Genomic DNA, 16,896 nt, shown 5'->3' with positions numbered 1-16,896 from the left:
CGTTATATTTTCAATCATGTACTGTGGATTTCGTTAAAATCCAGCACATTGCCAGAAAGAGTGGCTTTACTAAAAGTTCCTTTTACAGTAGGTTCGCCAACCTTTTCCCATTTTCCCGCATATGATGTTCCGTAAAAAGGTAGTTTTATCTGGGTAGTGCTTGTATTGATATTTGCCCCACTGGAATTGTCCGTTTTCCATATAGTAATAAATTCTGACTGGCCAAAACATGGCGCAAAAATACACAGGACTGAAAACAGCGAGATTAATTGCTGCATCGCTTTGCGCCTATACATTTTATTGGGCATCGGTAAAACTTCTGTACGTTCTTGTTCAAACATTTGGGGAGTTGGTTATATACTTGGTTAGCTGATAAAAGTTGACCTTTTAACAACTGCAAGTTTAAGTGAGAAAACAGATTTTTATTATAAATTTTAGGTCAAATAGTATCAATTTTGACTTTTATGCCTCAATAACTTCAATTATAACCTATCATTAGGCCATATCTCAGCATCTCATTGACAAAGTGTGCCTATCCAGATAGTAAGCATGCCTTTTTAGGGTGGTTTGGAAAGCTTGGATCACAAGGAATAAAATGGAAGCAGAAACAAAAATTGCTATACTTGAGGCTAAGCTGTCCTAAATAATTCTCGCTTGTCTATGATATCAAAAGCAAATTAGCCGAAAAGAAAGGGCAAGCAAACAAAAAAGTGCTTGCCCAATTTGGCTTCCATTTCTATTGAATTCTGCGAAAACCTCTATGAAGATCTTAAGAGAATCGCAGAAATAGACGAAGATTTTTATGAAGAACTAAATAAAATCGTTATTTAAATATAATGAATGAAAAATGGATTCTCAATTATTGGATGCTGATTGAAAGGCTGATTTACGATTTATACAATCTAATTATCCTCAAATACAATCTTAAAAATAGTTTTCTTACTGGCGGATATTTTTGCATCAAAACCAATCATGATCGTACCTGTATTTTTTTGGTTGTATTCGGCATAATTATAACCACCAAATTCATTCTTATACTTAGCAGGATCTTCTGAAGGACGTATAACCAAGTCAAAGGGGATATCTGATTTGAATTTAACTAAAAGGCTTTTACCTTGCTGAGAAAGCGTGATGGTTTGTTTATCTATGATTTTAGCCGTAGCAGGTGTTACCACGTTCCACCTCAAATCAACTGGCTCAGCTCCAGTTTCCAACACATCTTCTATTTTAAGATAAGTACCATCAACAATGGTAGTCTTTCTAGTTGCCGTTTCCAGTTCATCTTTAAGGTTTAATACTAGTTTAATATCAACTGCGCTAGCCTCTTTTCTGTTATCGGTGAGAAGTTAGATCCTTCGACGGATATAAAGACGATCCGCAAGAAACTGGCTAGCTATGGGCTCGAGCTGGTCTCACAAAAAGCTTCGGTCAATTACTTTCTAGTTAGCTATGGCAGGAAGGAGGTGAATGGTGTCGAGTAGGATGATATTGATCGCTACATTATTTTTTTGCAGTACAATTGCCTATGCTCAATTAATTAGAGGTTAAGATTTTTGACAGGAGGATTTGTTAGAATAGCGATCAACAAAACGCAACTATCCTGTAGATGGTTTAGGGAGTAGTGCCTACCTCCGGAAGAGGTTGCCTTTTCCATTCCAGTAAAATAGAAGATACTTTTATTTTTCATTGAAATCTTTTTATAAATGTCAATGAAGCTGGCAGAGGTGATTTTGTGAGTTAATAAAAGGTCAGTTAATAAGTAAACGGAGCTACCACTGGATAGTGGCCTCCGTTTTTAAGCTAAAAATTGAAAATCAGCAAATTAAATACAAGCCTTCTTATTACTCAATAAAAATTCAATTGGTCTAACCCAACGTACCTCATTTGACCGCCCCCCACCCTGTCCACTTTTGAAAAACAAAGCGATGCGCAGCACCCATGTTCTACAAGACAACAATTAAATTAAAATTCTGATTTTAAGCGTTTTAAATTTTTATAATTCCAATCAATTAGTGTTAGATATAGGACTTCTTTTTTAACTTGATTATCGCTTATTCAACATTAATTAGGTCAGCTTCTATCAGTCTTGTATTTAAAAAATTATTTCACCTGTAGTTAAAATTTAGGAATAAAAAACCCTAATGGTCACTGGAAGTATTTGAACTTTTGTTTTTATGCCAAAAGATGGAATCAAAGAAGCGATCAGCTAAATCGAGAAATCAGATACCTTGAGCTATAAGAGTAGTAGTTCTTGTTCAGAAAAATTTTTTGAGGATGAAAACACTGAAAGCCAAACACATGCGAAATCCCAATTGTAAATGCAGCGGATGGGCATGTCAATCTAATTCCGTAGATGAAAGAACAAGAAAAGGGAACAGGCCTCAGCCGTTCCCTTTTTTGTAGGCCGCAAACGAGCGTGGGGAAAATCAGGATAATACAGAATTCGTACTATCTCCCCATTCCCATCCCACCATCTATATCATGTCCTCTGTTTTTTTCCTGCTTTGGCTGTTTCTGGATATGCGACTTGATCTCTTGTTCACGCTTATTATCAATCTCATTACTCAGCCTCCTCATCCAATTGGGCAGATTTTCAGCCTGTGCAGTAATGATTCCTTTCTTGATCGTGACTAGGGAATTCATTTTGAACGGAGAATCCTGCTCCATTGAACTCTCAAATACATCTACAGAGGTGAACCTGTCGTAAAAACTGATGAGATTTTCCATACCTCCCGAAAAATTCCTACTGACATTGTCGGCATCTACAAAATGTCCACCTGTTTTCACTCTCATATGCACCCGGAAAAGTGAATCTTCTATCGTTGGAAGGCCAATAAATATCAGCCTGGTTTCATATCCTGCCTTCTCGAACTGCTTGACACTTTCCATGACTTCCTTTGTTCTGAAATTTGTTTCAAATGCAAAATCATTGCCAGCGGCAATGGCATATTCTTTTCTCTTCTGAAAAATGACACCATTTGCCGCATCGTAAAGGTCTCCGCTATCGGTCATCGGATATTTGTGCCTTAAAAGGGCAATTTCCTTATCACCGTCAAAAATATCTGTACCTGGAGGGACAAATGTTTCAGACAGGGTCGATTTGCCCGCCCCATTGGGACCAGCCAAAACGTAAAGCTGTAAAGGGTTCATTTCAATCCAGCTTTTTGATCAGGGAAATATTACCAGTTTTCGCATCTATGCTCACAAGTTCCTTACGGTCAGCATATTCGTTGACATAAATATCTTGGGATGTACAAAGCTCATTTTTGTACGCACGAAAGGAACCCTTTCTAAGGTTTTCCCGTTCTACTTCACGTAACTTGTCTTCCAGAAGTATTGATTTCTCTTCTAGGGTAAGTTCATGGAAAGGTACAAATGTCAGGGTTGCCATAAGCTTATAAAGTGGACTTCGTGGATCTATTGCCGGTTTCAGCTTTGGCCAATCGCAAAGTGGCACAATGATGCCCTTCGGGGTTTCTGTGGCATCTATAAAAATGCTCAGGGCCAATGGCTGGAAATCCAGTATGTTCAAATTTACATAATTTTTCATATTTTTTCAAATTTTGAGTGTACTTAGTGCTTGTAAAAGTAATAGGCAAGCCAAATAGCAATGCCAAGCAAGGCGATCAGCACGGAAAATGCAACAACTACCCGTTTGGTCAGTTTGGCGAAATGGTGGTGGTACTGTACGACAACGACAGGTGGCATGCTTTCAACCAGTTGTCTGATCTGTTCCATGGTCTGCGCCATTTGTTTTTGGTAACCGGCGGCGAGGAAAGATTCGATGGACCTGCGTGCGAGCTTGAGATCATTAGAATAGTCTGGAATTCTTATCCTCGGGTATTCCGACACTTTTCTTTCCAAGTTCCTGACCCTCAGCTCAAGCTGTGACTGGACCTCCTGAAAAATTTTTAATTGTTCTTTTTGTATACTCATAACTTGATTTTTTTATTATCTACTCAACTGTTGGGATTGATCCTGTTCACTGATCTTCTTTTTCTTCTTGTACATGGGATTGGGCTCTTGTACTATTGGCACATATACCGGCTCAAGCATAATGTCGAGAAATTTTGATGCTGTAGTACCTGCATGTTCCAACATAACACCAGCGCTTTTAAAAAGCCCATTGGAAATCTCCATGGCAAGATTGGGTATAATCCGGTTTGGATCTTCTTGCATATTTGCTCCAGCGGTAAGTATATCCAGTTGTTTTCGCTGTTCGATCGTTCCGTTTTTCTGGATATTGGAATAGTCCATCATATCCTTTAGTCCCCTTTCAAACTCGAATTCCCGGTCGAACACCATTTCGCCGCACCGCTTGAAGGCAGTCCGGTCAAATTGCCCCATTTTTTTGGAATGTTCCACGTTTTTTCCACGCGAAGCGTTCATCGGACTGAGCTTGACCTTATTTGCAATGTCCTTCCTGCTGACAATGACCTGGATATGCCGCTGGTCTCCAAGTTTTAGTTCGCCTCTTTTTCTGGCACCATCTTTTACCTCTCTGTCATTATGGCTATAGTACCTATGGTGTTCCAGTTTTGCAAACCACAACAGGTCTTCGTTGCTATTGATTCCCGGTCTATTGAAATTGCGTGCATATTCGTCCATCACTTTTTCCGCATAGCTTTTCAGTGCTTCAGACGTCCCATTCTTGCCGAACATTTTCTCAAGGTGGTGGAGCTCTTTTTGGCTGGGGCTGATGTTGATCAGGTAGAATTTGGCATCCTGTCTGCCCAGTTTAGCAACATTGGCATCTATGCCCTTACGCACCTCGAAAGGTTCAAATTCGGCACCATTGTGGCCAAACCATCGCTCTGGCGCATCGGCAAGATGCATCCTGTTTTCCTTTTCCAGATAATTGACCAGGCTCGAACAGCTGCTTTTGTTGTTCGCTTCTTTTTTATCGGTGATGTTGATGTACATAGCTATAGCATTTTGATCTGGTACAGTGTAGTAGACAAGAGCTGCTCCTTTTCCTTTCTGGATCCCAACGCCGATAGATTATCTCGAGCGGAGGCATAGCTTTCGAGTATGCCGAGGAACAACGCCTTGAGGTGTTCTTTGTCTTTTAGCAATTGTGCGATCCTGCGATAATTGGTCTCCAGCCCGCTGAGATATTGGTTCTGACGTTCGATAAGTCCCGGCATCTGCTCATTCTGCTTGGCAAGCAGGCCAAATCCCGTGATTACTTTCTTCTGAGAGTCGATCATTCTCCCCATTTCGCGTTTGGTCGGTATCAGCAGTTCGTTTTCCTGGGTCTTTATAAACCCAACATAGTCCTTGTACTGGCGCATGATGGTAGCCCTTAGCATATCGTCGTTAATGTCCAGTGGATCTTTTTTTGTTCTGTAAAAGTATTCCACCATTTGAAGGAAAACCTGTCGTTTGGGCCTTCCCAGCTTTAGTGCAAGTTTTTCAAGCTTGGTCGCTTCGGCCTCGGAGTATTTGATTGATTTTAGTGATTCGTTTCCCATAATGTTAGTTTTTTGGTATATCCAGATATATCGCACCCTAGCTGGGGTGCTGAAATGTGGTCTTTAGGCTCATTGGCAAAGGGAGCGCACCCCTGGAGGGTGCGCCAAACCCCCATGGCGATAGCCTGGGGCGAGAAAGGTAGGGCTCTGCCCAACCTCCGCTCGCTCCATTTTTTGAAGGAAAAATGGACAATTTCCCGACAATCGACGGTTCTAAATGGTACATAAACTGTTGTCATTATTTCTTCGCCGAAGCCAGTTATCTCCTTCGCAGCTTTCTCTTGAACTCAAATTCCATTGCCTTTTCCGAAACTTCGGCTTCAGTGAGGCGCCTATGTGACAGCAGCCAAGCCAAGATTGTTTTCTTGGAAAACCGTACCCCGCCATTGGGTAGGGACAGATAGGGTAACTGTCCTGCGGATTTCAGCTGGTAAAGAGTCTGTCTTGAATATCCGGTAATCCGTTCGGCAATTTCGTAGCCACCGATCTCATCCTCCTCGCTAACCTGGGCAATTGCTGGTATCCGTGGCGACTCTTGGTGCAGAATTTCTATCAGATCTGAAACTTTCAGATCGATCAATCTTTTTTCTGGGTTTATCTTCATCTTACCTCCATTTTATATTGCAAATGGAAAGATAAATACAGCACAATACGAACGTTCGATAGCTATCGAACGACTTTCGTTATATCAAACAAAGTAGGTTTATATTATCGATTAAAAAACAGTGAAGTGTTATTTTATCCTGTACAGATCTACGTACTCTACTGGAGTGTTCCTGTAGCGCTGTCCTTCAAGGAATACTAGGCTTTTCATATCTTCCAGATGAAATACATCCCTTATAAGCTCTCTATGCGTATGATGAAGGATTTCGTTTGAAAGCACCTTTCGCTCCTCGATACAGTATTTGAGAAAACCCGCTAGCGATTTGCTGACAGCTCTGGCATGGATGACGCACCTGATCTCGAGCTTTTCCTGATCGCCCCATTCCAGTAATCGGCCATTTGCACTTTCGGCGTTGATTCGCTCGATGAAGTCAGAGAAGGCCAGTGTTTTTTCTTCAAGGGTTTTTCCTTCCAACCAAAAATCATAAAATGTTCTTTCAACGGATTTTTCGGCGATTTGACGTCCCTCTCTGAAGAGCTTTTTCTTCCATTCTGCACTGAGGAAAAGATGAAACGTTTCATCCATGTTCTTCTTAACCGTTGGTGGGTATAATTTTGGTAAAGTAAAATAGCCTATGACAGCAGCAATGATTGCAGTGAGCACTCCTATTGTGGAAATTGAAAGTTTTTGAGCGGTTACGCCACCAGCGAGAAAAAGCAGAGTTAACGCAACAAAACCAAGTGCCACCACAAGCATTGTGATATAATGGAACAGGCAGGCCTGGATATAGAACCACCTCAATTTGACGGCTTCAACATCAGATAGCCCTTCGAAGGTTGATCTGATCTGCTCCAAGCGTTCTTCCAGAGGTAGCTTATGATATCTTCCAGTGATCTCGTTGATCCAATTGGTGGTGCTCACCGAAAGCAAAAGCTGTATTGGCACCACCCAAAGTGCAATCGCTACCACCCCTATCACCAGTGGCACCCTCAACTGGTGAAACTGGAAGAAGATTGCAAGATAGACTGCAAGCAATAACACCTCAAAGAGTACTTTTTTCATCTAATAGGCTGGGGAATTTCAACATTTCTGCTTTTCTCTTTTCATCCACTATTTTGGCATAAATCTGTGTCATTTCAATCTTGGAATGCCCTAACAATTTCTGCATCGTGTAAAGATCTATACCAAAAGTTAGACCAATTGTTGCAAAAGTGTGTCTTGCAGCATGAAAATGTAAACTCTTTTTAATCCCTGCTTCCAGTCCCCAAAACTTTAGATAAACGTTCACAACCTGACTAGAAGGCAAACCCCAAAATACTTTATTGTTTTTTGGATGGATATCAATCTTATCCATTACCGAACGTGCATCATCTAGCAATGGAACTCTTACAATCTTTTGTGTAGTTTTTGCAGGTCGAAAAACAAGATGACCGTCCTGAATTTCATCATAGGTCAATTTTTTCACATCGGAAAACCTAAGTCCAGTAAAACAACAAAATAAGAAGGCCTGCCTGATCTGGCTGTTTCCCTTTTTAGGAATACAACCAGCTAACATTCGCACCTCATCAATGTTTAGGGTCGTAATTTCGGTTTCGGCAAGCCCAACAATCTTAAATGTCGGAAATGGAGAAACCTGCACGATACCCTTCACGACCAACTTATTGAAATATTGCCGAAAAGTAGTCATATAGGAACTTGCCGTATTCTGGCTGACCACACTTAAAAGATAATCTTGAAAAAGGGTCAAAAATTCTTCATCAATATCCTGGAAATAAATCTTCTCACCATCCGCATACTTTTCCAATTGTATGGTTACGCATTCTAAACGGTAATAGTGCTTTTTGGCCAAGCAGCTTCGAAAATAATCGATAAGGTTGTAATTGATTTTTGCAGTCTGCTGATAGCCGTTCTCGGAAAAACTCATTTTATCCTCACGATTGTTCCTGATTGCCTTGATGACCTTCATCTTATCCTTATCTACTTCGGCAATGCGAGTACTTGGATCGGAATAGTCCTTGGAAACATAAATCTTGAGAAATTCGTAATTGCGCTTACCTTTGTCCTGTCCATTGTTCGAATAAACATCTAAATAAGCGCTGTATCTATCGTCTTTAAGTTTTTTATATCTAACAGTAACCATGGCAAAAAAATTTAAGAAACAAACCTTGTTACTTTTGTTACTCGAAATAACCAATTAGTAACATTTGAGTAACAAAAGTAACATAAAATATGATAAAATGCAAAAGATAGAGATAAAATATGAAAATATAAATATATTGATTTACAGTTATTTATATATAATTTTCTATTCTGTTTTATCATCATTTTACTCATCAAAATAGCATGGCCGGCATTTATATCCACGTTCCTTTCTGTAAAAAAGCTTGCACTTATTGCGATTTCCATTTTACCACCTCTGCTAAATATCTAAATGAGATGGTAGATGCCATTTGTAAAGAAATCGTTCTTAAGAAGGATCGCTTGGCAGGCCAACACATTGGCAGCATCTATTTTGGAGGTGGCACGCCATCGGTTTTACCAAGCTCTTCACTGCAAAAAATATTTGCTACGTTAGAACAACATTTTGCGATTGATGAACATGCTGAAATAACTTTAGAAACCAATCCAGACGACCTTACTGCAGCAAAAATTTCGGAACTAAGAAAGCTACCGATCAATCGTTTCAGTATAGGCACACAATCTTTTTTTAATGAGGATTTGGTTTGGATGAACCGAGCGCACAATGCACAAGAAGCTACAGATTGCATTAAAAGAAGTCAGGATGCTGGCTTCGAAAATCTGACCATCGATTTGATTTACGGCTATCCATTGCTTAGCGATGAAAAATGGAAGACCAACATTCAGATAGCTATAGAGTTACAAATACCACATCTTTCTGCCTACTCTCTTACAGTAGAGCCGCGAACAGCGCTTGCTCATGCCATAGAAAAAGGAAAACAACCCGATGTGAACGACGATCAAAGTGCCGAACAATTTTTAATGCTGATTGACATTGTTGCCGCTAATGGCTTTGAGCATTACGAAATTTCTAATTACAGCCGCCCTGGAAAATATGCAGTGCACAATACCAATTACTGGAAAGGCGTGCCCTACTTAGGCATTGGCCCATCTGCACATGGTTTTGATGGGCACGATAGGTACATCAACATTGCAAATAATGCTAAATACATGGAAAGTCTGTTTAAAAATCAGCTTCCAGAAACTGTAGAGCAATTAAGCAAAGCTGATAAATTCAATGAGTACATCATGACTTCATTGAGAACAATGTGGGGAACAGATCTCGAGAAAATTGAAAAAGATTTTGGAAACAGAAGTGCCCAATTTGTTAAAAATGAGGCTAAATCTCATATACAGGAAGGTAAAGCTGTCCTATCGGAAAATAAGATTTACCTTAGTAATAAAGGAAAATTATTTGCCGATGGCATTGCTGCCTCGCTTTTTATGGACGACGAAGAATTTAATTAAATGAAAGACAAAGTTATATGGATTACTGGCGCTTCATCAGGAATTGGTGAAGCTTTGGTTTATGAGCTGAGTGCTGCTGGTGCAAAACTCATTATTTCTTCACGTAACCGCGATGAACTTTTCAGAGTAAAGCAAAAATGCCGTAACCAAATAGATATTCATGTACTTTCTTTAGATTTAGAAGACAGCGAAAGCTTGCCTAAAAAGGCTGAAGAAGCTATCCGCATTTATGGCCGAATTGACATTCTGATTAACAGCGGCGGCATTAGTCAGCGGGCTTTAGCTTTAGAAACCGACCTTAAAACCGAACAACGTTTAATGGATGTTAATTTTTGGGGAACAGTAATTTTAAGCAAAGCCGTGCTTCCTCAAATGATTAGGCAAGATAGCGGTTCTATTGTATGTGTAAGTAGTTTAGTTGGTAAATTTGGCACCAGCTTGCGTTCTGCCTACTCTGCGTCCAAACATGCATTACACGGCTATTTCGAGTCGCTGAGGATAGAATTAGACAGCACCAATATTCACGTTTTGTTAGCTTGCCCAGGTTTTATTAAAACCAAAGTAACCATTAACGCACTAACTGCAGATGGTTCTGCACAAGGCACAATGGATCAAGCCCAAGAAAATGGAATGCCGGCAGACGAATGCGCTAAACAAATTATCAAAGCAATAGAAAAAAAGAAAGACGAGGTTTACATTGGGGGTAAAGAAGTAAAAGGCGTATTATTAAAGCGTCTATTTCCTTCCTACTTTGCTAAAATCATTAAGAAAGCAAAAGTTACTTAGATCGCAAGTTTTAGCCACAGATGCACAGATCTAAATCACGAATTCTTTTTACAAAGTTGATATACAAACTAAATCTATGCGTCTGTGGCTCCTAAAATAAGCTGTTTTATATCATTTTATTCTCAACTTTTATACAATACTTATACATCGTAACGTTTTTTATCACAACTTTGTACCGATTAATTTTCATTAAGTTAATCCGAAGTTTATAAATCAAACAAATGAGCTTTAATTTAAAATCGGTAGATATCGTCGAGAACATCACTCCCGAAGATTTTAAAAAAAACTACCTAAAACCTAAACGTCCGCTAGTAATTAGAGGCCTAACCAAAGATTGGCCTGCTAGAGAAAAATGGACTACCGAATACTTGAAAGAAATTGGCGGCGAGCTTGAAGTACCTTTGTACGACAACTCAAAAGCAGACCCGTCTAAGCCAATTAATGCAGCTACAGCGCACATGAAATTTGGCGATTACCTAGATTTAATCAAGCGTGAACCTACAGAGTTAAGGATATTTTTCTTCAACTTATTTAAAAAAGTTCCGAGCTTAATTAACGATATCAAAATTCCTAAAGATTTAATGGGTGGCTTTATCGAAAGTATGCCAGCAATGTTTTTTGGTGGTTCAAACTCGGTAACTTTCTTACATTACGATATAGATTTACCACACATTTTCCATACCCATTTTGGCGGCAGAAAACACATCATTTTGTTCGATTACAAGTGGAAAGACAGGTTATATTGCTTGCCAAACGCTACTTACGCATTGGAAGATTATAAAGTAGACAACCCCGATTTCGAAAAATTCCCTGCTTTAAAAGGCGTGGAAGGTTACGAAGTTTTCTTAGAGCATGGCGATACTTTATTTATGCCAACAGGCATGTGGCACTGGATGAAATACGTTGATGGCTCATTCTCTTTAAGCCTACGTGCTTGGGACCAATCTATCTCTCGCAAAGTTGCCAGCGTTTGGAGTTTATTCAGACACGGCGCTGTAGATAGCTTAATCAAAATGGCTTTCAAAGAAAAATATGCACATTGGAGAGAGAAAAAAGCTGTTGTAATTGCAGAAAAAGCAATGAAAAATGGCAGTCCAAGATAGATATTAGAAAAGCAGTTGAAGCGGGGCGTCGGTTACGATAGCCCCGCTTTTTGTTACTCCCGATGAAAAATCGGGATCCACTTCAATCGGGTTTATTAACCAAAGCCTATGCAAATCTTTGCGTTCTTAGCGTAGCTCTTACTTTACTTTGCGGTTAATTTTAACGCGAAGATTTAGAGAATTCGCAAAGAACGCTAAGGTTAAATAATCTCAGAATTGTAAACCAAAACCTGTAAAAAAACACTCCAATCTCATAAACTTAAAAATTATTACGGCTTACTCATGTCATTGCTTACTTTAGCAATATCATGGAACAAAAACAACCTACCGAAAAAGAGAAAATGCTAGCTGGCAAAGCTTACCAAGCTGGAGATAACGAGTTAGCAAACGACCGCTTAAAAGCACGTGAAATCGTTTTCGAGTTCAATAATCTTCCTCCAAAGCAAATGAAGCAGCGTAAACAACTCATCAAAAGATTATTCGGCAAAACCGAAACCATGTTCTATGTAGAGCCACCTTTTCGTTGCGACTACGGTTACAACATTGAAGTTGGCGACCATTTCTACAGCAATTTCAATTTAGTGATTTTAGATTGTGCTAAAGTTACCATTGGCAACCATGCTTTTTTCGGACCAAACGTTGCAATTTACACTGCTGGTCATCCGTTACATTCGCATTTGCGGAACCAAGAGCATGAATGGGCACAACCTATTACTATTGGAGATAGTGTTTGGCTAGGTGGAAACGTAGTCATCAATCCTGGTGTTACTATTGGCAGCAACGTAGTTATTGGTTCTGGTAGTGTGGTTACCAAAGATATTCCCAATAACGTATTCGCCGCTGGCAATCCCTGCAAAATAATTAGAGAAATTACAGATGCAGACAAAGATTTTTACTACAAGAATTTCAAACTAGGCGAATAAACAAAGTGTAACCGTGTTGATTTTTTAAGGAAAACAGCTAATTACAATTAAATATTTGATTTAGCAGACCCTGAAATAAATTTGCTTCGCAGCTATTGTATGGTCAGGGTGCGCTAAGTTCGCGTTCCGTCATGCTGAATTTATTTTACTCCGTAGCTTTACGCTGCGCTACAGGTCAGCATCGGTTTTAAAGGTCAGTTTGAGTTTATTAATAATTAAACTCAAATTATCGTAACCTTTGGTTTATCATACAATTAGGTTATCTTCAAATTAAGATTAACCTTTTATGAGCCAAACGAATACCAACAAATCCGTAAAAACTGGACTTTATGCCGCCGTTGTAGTGTTTTTAGCCTATACCATGATTTTCGGCTACCGCAAAACATTCACCGTTGCTACTTTTGATGGATTGACCATTGCTGGTTACAGTTACAAAACAGTTTTGGTTATCAGCCAGATGCTGGGTTATTTACTCGCTAAGTTTTACGGCATCAAATACATCTCTGAGTTAAAAAGAACTGGCCGGGGGAAAATCATCCTACTTTTAACAGGAATTTCTTGGTTAAGTTGGTTGCTTTTTGCGGTGGTTCCAATGCCTTACAACATCGTTTTTCTATTTGTAAATGGTTTTCCATTGGGGATGCTTTGGGGTGTAGTGTTTTCTTACGTAGAAGGCAGACGAAGTACCGATTTTATTGGTGCTACTTTAGCAGTAAGTTTCATTTTCGCTTCGGGCTTTGTGAAATCTGTAGGCGCCTGGCTAATGGCAGAATTTGGAATTACAGAGTTTTGGATGCCCTTCTACACAGGTTTAGTGTTTTGCATTCCATTGGCAATTTTTGTTTTCTTGATGGAGAAAATACCGCAGCCAGACGAAGAAGACATTAAGTTTAGAGCAGAACGCGTAGCTATGACTGCCGACGATAGAAAGAAGTTTATCCGTGATTTTTTAGGTGGAATTGTAGCTTGCGTGCTCATTTATTGCTTCGCCACCATTTTTAGGGATATCCGAGATAATTTCAGCGCAGAAATGTGGAAAGAAATGGGCTTCTTTAATCAGCCGTCTCTATTTTCTAAAACAGAAACACCAATTACCATTATTGTTTTGGTATTAATTGGCAGCATGGTGATGATTAAAAACAACTTTGTAGCGCTCAAAACCGCCCACTGGTTTATCGTGATTGGTTTTGTGGTTGCAGGTGTTTCTACTGTAGTTTTTAAAGCTAATCACTTAAGTCCAATTGCTTGGATGACTTTAGTAGGTTTGGGCTTGTACATGGTTTACATTCCGTTTAACGCCATCTTTTTCGACCGACTGATTTCTACTTTTAAATATGCCAGCAACGTGGGTTTCCTCATTTACATTGCCGATGCTTTTGGTTATGTAGGCAGCATTGGTGTATTATTAAGTAAAGAGATTTTTAAAGTGAAACTGAATTGGGTTACTTTCTTTTCAAGCAGCGTGATGATTTTATCGGTGGTTGGCGTAGTGCTTACTTTTTATTCGCTGTATTATTTTTCGAGGAAGTATAGTAGACCATTAAGGTAGACTACCTTAATGAGTAAAGCTTAAAATAGCAATCTCCTTATCAATAACCTCTAATCTTTCCAAGAGAGGGTCGCCTTCTAAAACTCTTGGCAGCCACCACATAACGGTACTTTCCCACTTTGAATAAAGTTCACGACCAACATAACCATCGTGCTCTATACTATTAATTAAATCACTCAACCCGTCTTTTAAAGTATAATAAGCTTGAATATTAATTATTTTTTGTTTCTCGCAAACCTCAATCATTTCTAAAACAATTTCTAAAACAGTTTTTATTTCTCGCAATAATTCAGTGTTTTCCATAGGCTTAAAAATAGTCAATCTAACCTTACATGTTCAATTTATGCTCTTCAGGATTTGTAATCCCGAAGCTTTATCGTCGGGTCTCTGACCCGAAATTAAAACGGATTGAAAATCCTACGATACGAAGTTAGACATTACAAATGTCGAACAGCATTAGCAGAGATGTCTCCTTCGTCGACATGACAAGGGAAAACTAAGAACTATGGTCAACAACCACTTTCCACTCACCATCAATCTTCCTCAGCAACAAAGTAAAATATCCTTTTGGTTCATCTTTCTCTCTTTTCAAATTCCAGCTACCTAAAACAAATGCTTTATCTTTTGCTAAAAACTCCACCTTCTTAATCCCGAAAGTTAAAAAGCCCATCGCACTTTTATCAGGATAGCCTTTCTTGTAATTATCCAAAGTTTTTTGCCATCCATAAGTTGGGCCGTTTTTGCCAACAAACAATAGACTGTCACTTTTCCAATATCCCTGCATGTAATTCTCCATATCGCCTTTATTCCACCCTTGGCGTTGGTTTTCCAACACTTTTAAAATCGCTGTGCGGTCTTTGGTTGTTTGTGCCATTGCCATTGTCGAAAAAACTATTAGCAAAAGGAATATAATTTTTCTCATCATTATCGTTTAATTCAAAATCTAGATTAAATTAGTTTTTAAATTCTATCTAAACAAATGCAGACACAACAACCTCATTTCCGCTTTCATTTGGGCAGCTTGCTTATCGCTGCAACTATATTCATCATCGAAGTTTTAATTGCCTTATACATTACCGATAATTTTATTCGCCCATACGTTGGCGACGTGCTAGTGGTTATCCTCATCTATTATTTTGTAAAAGCTTTTGTACACATTGGGGTTTGGCCGCTTGCTATTGCTACACTTTTGTTCTCTTACCTGATAGAAACGCTACAATATTTTCAGTTCGTAAAACTGATTGGATTAGGGGATAACAAGTTCGCTAACATCGTATTTGGAAACTCTTTTGCGTGGGAAGATATCATGGCTTACACAATTGGAATAACTATTGTTGTTTTTATAGAAACCTATTTTATAAAACACAAAACCACCTCCAATGAACGACTTCTATGAAAAATTCAGAAACAGAACCAGTTTTAATGAACATGCTGAAGCAATTTCCGAACACTTAGATAAGAGCTACACCTCAGAAGAGATTACTGTTTTCCACGAAATATTCTCCCCAGATTTGCACCTCGATGTTTATTTCGTACAATCCGAAAAACACAATTTCAATATCTTACTTACTGCCGGAATGAGTACTTTGGAAATGACCGTTCCAAACGCTGTAGAAAATCCACAAGAGTATCAATTCGCAGAGCTGATGTTATTGTTACCCAAGTCAATCACCTTTGGTAAAGTAACTGGCGACAACCCCAACGATTGGCTCATCGCCATGCTGAAAGAAGCGGCTCGTTTTCCGCATCATTACGATACTTGGTTGTCTATTGGTCATACTTTACAAGCCACCGCTGAGATGGAACCTTATGCAGAAAACACCAGTTATACAGGCATAGTTATTTTGCCATCTGTAACTTTCGATGAAGAGTTTACTTCGGTACAAGCGGGAGAAAACTTAATCAACATCTATTCTGTTTTTCCTTTGTATGCCGATGAAATGAACTATAAAATTGAAAATGGCTACAACTCACTTTTGGATAAATTAATCGAGAAAAACGCAAAAGAAATTTTCGATTACAACAGAGCCAATTTACTAGTCTAGATTAAACGCAATGGACAAACGAATTGAGAAACTGAAGGAGATTAACATCTTCCTTTCTAAAGCGATTTCAAGAAGCAACAAGTTTTGGTTCGAGCATATTTTACCATCGCAATCATCGACACCTTTATTTGAGGAAGCCGAAAAAGAATTGAACGCTATTTTAAGCGAATACCCAAATGATGCTAATTTTTGGCGAATGTTGAGCAACGTAAAAACCTACACAATGGATTACGTTGACGCCATTACCGCCTTGGAAAAAGCAATTGCTATAGAAAACAAACAGAAAGACAAAACACAGTTGATAGAACTTTCTGCCCATAAAGATGTGGTAAAACCGAAACCAAAGGTTAAAAAAACTACAAGCGAAGTAGCGAAAAGAGATTTGCCATTTTTCAAATACCACCCAGAGCCAACGCTTACTGGAGCTTTTAAAACAGACACGATAGTAACCTGCGATTGCTGTAAAAAACCTACAGACGTTTACTACACCGAACCATTTTACGCTGTTGATGATATTGATGCGCTTTGCCCTTGGTGCATAGCCGATGGAAAAGCAGCTAAAAAATTTGAAGGCAGTTTTCAGGATGATGTAAGTGTAGATGATGTTGACGACCAGAAAAAATTGATAGAATTAGTAGAGCGTACTCCAGGTTACAGCGGCTGGCAACAGGAATATTGGTTAGCTCATTGCAACGATTACTGTGCATTTAAAGGTTATGTAGGCTGGCAAGAAATTGAACCTTTGCTAAACGATTTCGCCGACATAGAAACAGACTTAGCAAACGCTGGCGGTTTGTCGCTAACTGATTTACCAAAATATCTACAAGATAATGGCTCTTGCCAAGGCTATCTTTTCCAATGTACTTGCTGCAATAAATATAGGTTGTACTACGATTTCGATTAACCTTATCACAAACTAACTGTTA

General features: G+C 39.0%; 20 protein-coding genes. 8 read left to right on the top strand and 12 right to left on the bottom strand.

All coding sequences use genetic code 11. The annotated features are described in order from the left end of the window. Window positions 1-14: 14 nt before the first annotated feature. From AC23ME_RS19040 to AC23ME_RS18995, 10 genes are all read right to left on the bottom strand, one after another. On the bottom strand, window positions 15-341 hold the full coding sequence (locus tag AC23ME_RS19040; RefSeq protein WP_487729336.1) for a hypothetical protein: 327 nt from the start codon (window positions 339-341) through the stop codon (window positions 15-17). A gap of 561 nt (window positions 342-902) precedes the next feature. Next, window positions 903-1,214: a hypothetical protein gene (locus tag AC23ME_RS19035; RefSeq protein ID WP_487729335.1), complete on the bottom strand. Its 312-nt coding sequence runs from the start codon at window positions 1,212-1,214 to the stop codon at window positions 903-905. A gap of 1,234 nt (window positions 1,215-2,448) precedes the next feature. Then, window positions 2,449-3,150 carry an ATPase gene (locus tag AC23ME_RS19030; protein WP_487729334.1) on the bottom strand — a complete coding sequence of 234 codons (702 nt, stop codon included), beginning with the start codon at window positions 3,148-3,150 and terminating at the stop codon, window positions 2,449-2,451. Window position 3,151: 1 nt separating this feature from the next. Continuing rightward, entirely contained in the window at window positions 3,152-3,550 is a 399-nt protein-coding gene (locus AC23ME_RS19025; protein ID WP_487729333.1) for a hypothetical protein, read from the bottom strand. Between the two features lie 23 nt (window positions 3,551-3,573). After that, the gene (locus AC23ME_RS19020; RefSeq protein WP_487729332.1) at window positions 3,574-3,936 is read right to left on the bottom strand and encodes a hypothetical protein; all 363 of its coding nucleotides are present in this window, start codon (window positions 3,934-3,936) and stop codon (window positions 3,574-3,576) included. A 15-nt stretch (window positions 3,937-3,951) separates the two neighbouring features. After that, window positions 3,952-4,923 (bottom strand): DUF5712 family protein, encoded by a 972-nt coding sequence (locus AC23ME_RS19015; RefSeq protein WP_487729331.1) that lies wholly within the window; start codon window positions 4,921-4,923, stop codon window positions 3,952-3,954. Between the two features lie 2 nt (window positions 4,924-4,925). Next, window positions 4,926-5,474, bottom strand: coding sequence for a BfmA/BtgA family mobilization protein (locus AC23ME_RS19010; RefSeq protein WP_487729330.1), 549 nt, complete (start codon window positions 5,472-5,474; stop codon window positions 4,926-4,928). A gap of 259 nt (window positions 5,475-5,733) precedes the next feature. Further along, the gene (locus tag AC23ME_RS19005) at window positions 5,734-6,078 is read right to left on the bottom strand and encodes a helix-turn-helix transcriptional regulator (RefSeq protein ID WP_487729329.1); all 345 of its coding nucleotides are present in this window, start codon (window positions 6,076-6,078) and stop codon (window positions 5,734-5,736) included. A gap of 129 nt (window positions 6,079-6,207) precedes the next feature. Continuing rightward, on the bottom strand, window positions 6,208-7,140 hold the full coding sequence (locus AC23ME_RS19000; RefSeq protein ID WP_487729328.1) for a hypothetical protein: 933 nt from the start codon (window positions 7,138-7,140) through the stop codon (window positions 6,208-6,210). After that, window positions 7,121-8,218 carry a site-specific integrase gene (locus tag AC23ME_RS18995; protein ID WP_487729327.1) on the bottom strand — a complete coding sequence of 366 codons (1,098 nt, stop codon included), beginning with the start codon at window positions 8,216-8,218 and terminating at the stop codon, window positions 7,121-7,123. Before AC23ME_RS18995 ends, AC23ME_RS19000 begins: the two co-directional genes overlap by 20 nt. A 203-nt stretch (window positions 8,219-8,421) precedes the next feature. Between AC23ME_RS18995 and hemW the strand changes: the two genes are divergently transcribed. From hemW to AC23ME_RS18970, 5 genes are all read left to right on the top strand, one after another. Then, complete coding sequence (gene hemW, locus AC23ME_RS18990; protein ID WP_487729326.1) at window positions 8,422-9,564, top strand: radical SAM family heme chaperone HemW; 1,143 nt, start codon at window positions 8,422-8,424, stop codon at window positions 9,562-9,564. Then, window positions 9,565-10,350 carry an SDR family oxidoreductase gene (locus tag AC23ME_RS18985; RefSeq protein WP_487729325.1) on the top strand — a complete coding sequence of 262 codons (786 nt, stop codon included), beginning with the start codon at window positions 9,565-9,567 and terminating at the stop codon, window positions 10,348-10,350. It begins immediately after the preceding gene. 221 nt (window positions 10,351-10,571) lie between these two features. Next, a complete protein-coding gene (locus AC23ME_RS18980) occupies window positions 10,572-11,453 on the top strand; it encodes a cupin-like domain-containing protein (RefSeq protein ID WP_487729324.1) in 882 nt (293 codons plus the stop codon). 308 nt (window positions 11,454-11,761) lie between these two features. After that, on the top strand, window positions 11,762-12,376 hold the full coding sequence (locus AC23ME_RS18975; protein ID WP_487729323.1) for a sugar O-acetyltransferase: 615 nt from the start codon (window positions 11,762-11,764) through the stop codon (window positions 12,374-12,376). A gap of 286 nt (window positions 12,377-12,662) precedes the next feature. Further along, complete coding sequence (locus AC23ME_RS18970) at window positions 12,663-13,925, top strand: DUF5690 family protein (RefSeq protein ID WP_487729322.1); 1,263 nt, start codon at window positions 12,663-12,665, stop codon at window positions 13,923-13,925. Window positions 13,926-13,931: 6 nt separating this feature from the next. Here AC23ME_RS18970 and AC23ME_RS18965 read toward each other — a convergent pair whose 3' ends face one another. Both AC23ME_RS18965 and AC23ME_RS18960 read right to left on the bottom strand, forming a co-directional pair. Next, window positions 13,932-14,228 carry a hypothetical protein gene (locus AC23ME_RS18965; protein ID WP_487729321.1) on the bottom strand — a complete coding sequence of 99 codons (297 nt, stop codon included), beginning with the start codon at window positions 14,226-14,228 and terminating at the stop codon, window positions 13,932-13,934. 193 nt (window positions 14,229-14,421) lie between these two features. Further along, window positions 14,422-14,850, bottom strand: coding sequence for a YybH family protein (locus AC23ME_RS18960; RefSeq protein ID WP_487729320.1), 429 nt, complete (start codon window positions 14,848-14,850; stop codon window positions 14,422-14,424). A gap of 54 nt (window positions 14,851-14,904) precedes the next feature. Between AC23ME_RS18960 and AC23ME_RS18955 the strand changes: the two genes are divergently transcribed. From AC23ME_RS18955 to AC23ME_RS18945, 3 genes are read left to right on the top strand one after another with little or no spacing between them, the layout of a single operon-like run. Further along, window positions 14,905-15,321 (top strand): ribosomal maturation YjgA family protein, encoded by a 417-nt coding sequence (locus AC23ME_RS18955; protein ID WP_487729319.1) that lies wholly within the window; start codon window positions 14,905-14,907, stop codon window positions 15,319-15,321. Continuing rightward, window positions 15,305-15,970, top strand: a complete 666-nt coding sequence (locus AC23ME_RS18950; RefSeq protein ID WP_487729318.1) for a suppressor of fused domain protein — start codon at window positions 15,305-15,307, stop codon at window positions 15,968-15,970. Before AC23ME_RS18955 ends, AC23ME_RS18950 begins: the two co-directional genes overlap by 17 nt. A gap of 10 nt (window positions 15,971-15,980) precedes the next feature. Continuing rightward, window positions 15,981-16,874, top strand: coding sequence for a CbrC family protein (locus AC23ME_RS18945; protein ID WP_487729317.1), 894 nt, complete (start codon window positions 15,981-15,983; stop codon window positions 16,872-16,874). Window positions 16,875-16,896: the final 22 nt, after the last annotated feature.

The organism is Pedobacter sp. T50_32, from assembly GCF_057652195.1.
Note: the sequence above shows the minus strand (reverse complement) of the source record. Positions and strands in the feature narration are given on the sequence as shown.

Coding starts and splice junctions, on each gene's coding strand:
- AC23ME_RS19040 (WP_487729336.1), bottom strand. CDS start 341: ATGTTTGAACAAGAACGTACAGAAGTTTTACCGATGCCCAATAAAATG.
- AC23ME_RS19030 (WP_487729334.1), bottom strand. CDS start 3,150: ATGAACCCTTTACAGCTTTACGTTTTGGCTGGTCCCAATGGGGCGGGC.
- AC23ME_RS19025 (WP_487729333.1), bottom strand. CDS start 3,550: ATGAAAAATTATGTAAATTTGAACATACTGGATTTCCAGCCATTGGCC.
- AC23ME_RS19020 (WP_487729332.1), bottom strand. CDS start 3,936: ATGAGTATACAAAAAGAACAATTAAAAATTTTTCAGGAGGTCCAGTCA.
- AC23ME_RS19015 (WP_487729331.1), bottom strand. CDS start 4,923: ATGTACATCAACATCACCGATAAAAAAGAAGCGAACAACAAAAGCAGC.
- AC23ME_RS19010 (WP_487729330.1), bottom strand. CDS start 5,474: ATGGGAAACGAATCACTAAAATCAATCAAATACTCCGAGGCCGAAGCG.
- AC23ME_RS19005 (WP_487729329.1), bottom strand. CDS start 6,078: ATGAAGATAAACCCAGAAAAAAGATTGATCGATCTGAAAGTTTCAGAT.
- AC23ME_RS19000 (WP_487729328.1), bottom strand. CDS start 7,140: ATGAAAAAAGTACTCTTTGAGGTGTTATTGCTTGCAGTCTATCTTGCA.
- AC23ME_RS18995 (WP_487729327.1), bottom strand. CDS start 8,218: ATGGTTACTGTTAGATATAAAAAACTTAAAGACGATAGATACAGCGCT.
- hemW (WP_487729326.1), top strand. CDS start 8,422: ATGGCCGGCATTTATATCCACGTTCCTTTCTGTAAAAAAGCTTGCACT.
- AC23ME_RS18985 (WP_487729325.1), top strand. CDS start 9,565: ATGAAAGACAAAGTTATATGGATTACTGGCGCTTCATCAGGAATTGGT.
- AC23ME_RS18980 (WP_487729324.1), top strand. CDS start 10,572: ATGAGCTTTAATTTAAAATCGGTAGATATCGTCGAGAACATCACTCCC.
- AC23ME_RS18975 (WP_487729323.1), top strand. CDS start 11,762: ATGGAACAAAAACAACCTACCGAAAAAGAGAAAATGCTAGCTGGCAAA.
- AC23ME_RS18970 (WP_487729322.1), top strand. CDS start 12,663: ATGAGCCAAACGAATACCAACAAATCCGTAAAAACTGGACTTTATGCC.
- AC23ME_RS18965 (WP_487729321.1), bottom strand. CDS start 14,228: ATGGAAAACACTGAATTATTGCGAGAAATAAAAACTGTTTTAGAAATT.
- AC23ME_RS18960 (WP_487729320.1), bottom strand. CDS start 14,850: ATGATGAGAAAAATTATATTCCTTTTGCTAATAGTTTTTTCGACAATG.
- AC23ME_RS18955 (WP_487729319.1), top strand. CDS start 14,905: ATGCAGACACAACAACCTCATTTCCGCTTTCATTTGGGCAGCTTGCTT.
- AC23ME_RS18950 (WP_487729318.1), top strand. CDS start 15,305: ATGAACGACTTCTATGAAAAATTCAGAAACAGAACCAGTTTTAATGAA.
- AC23ME_RS18945 (WP_487729317.1), top strand. CDS start 15,981: ATGGACAAACGAATTGAGAAACTGAAGGAGATTAACATCTTCCTTTCT.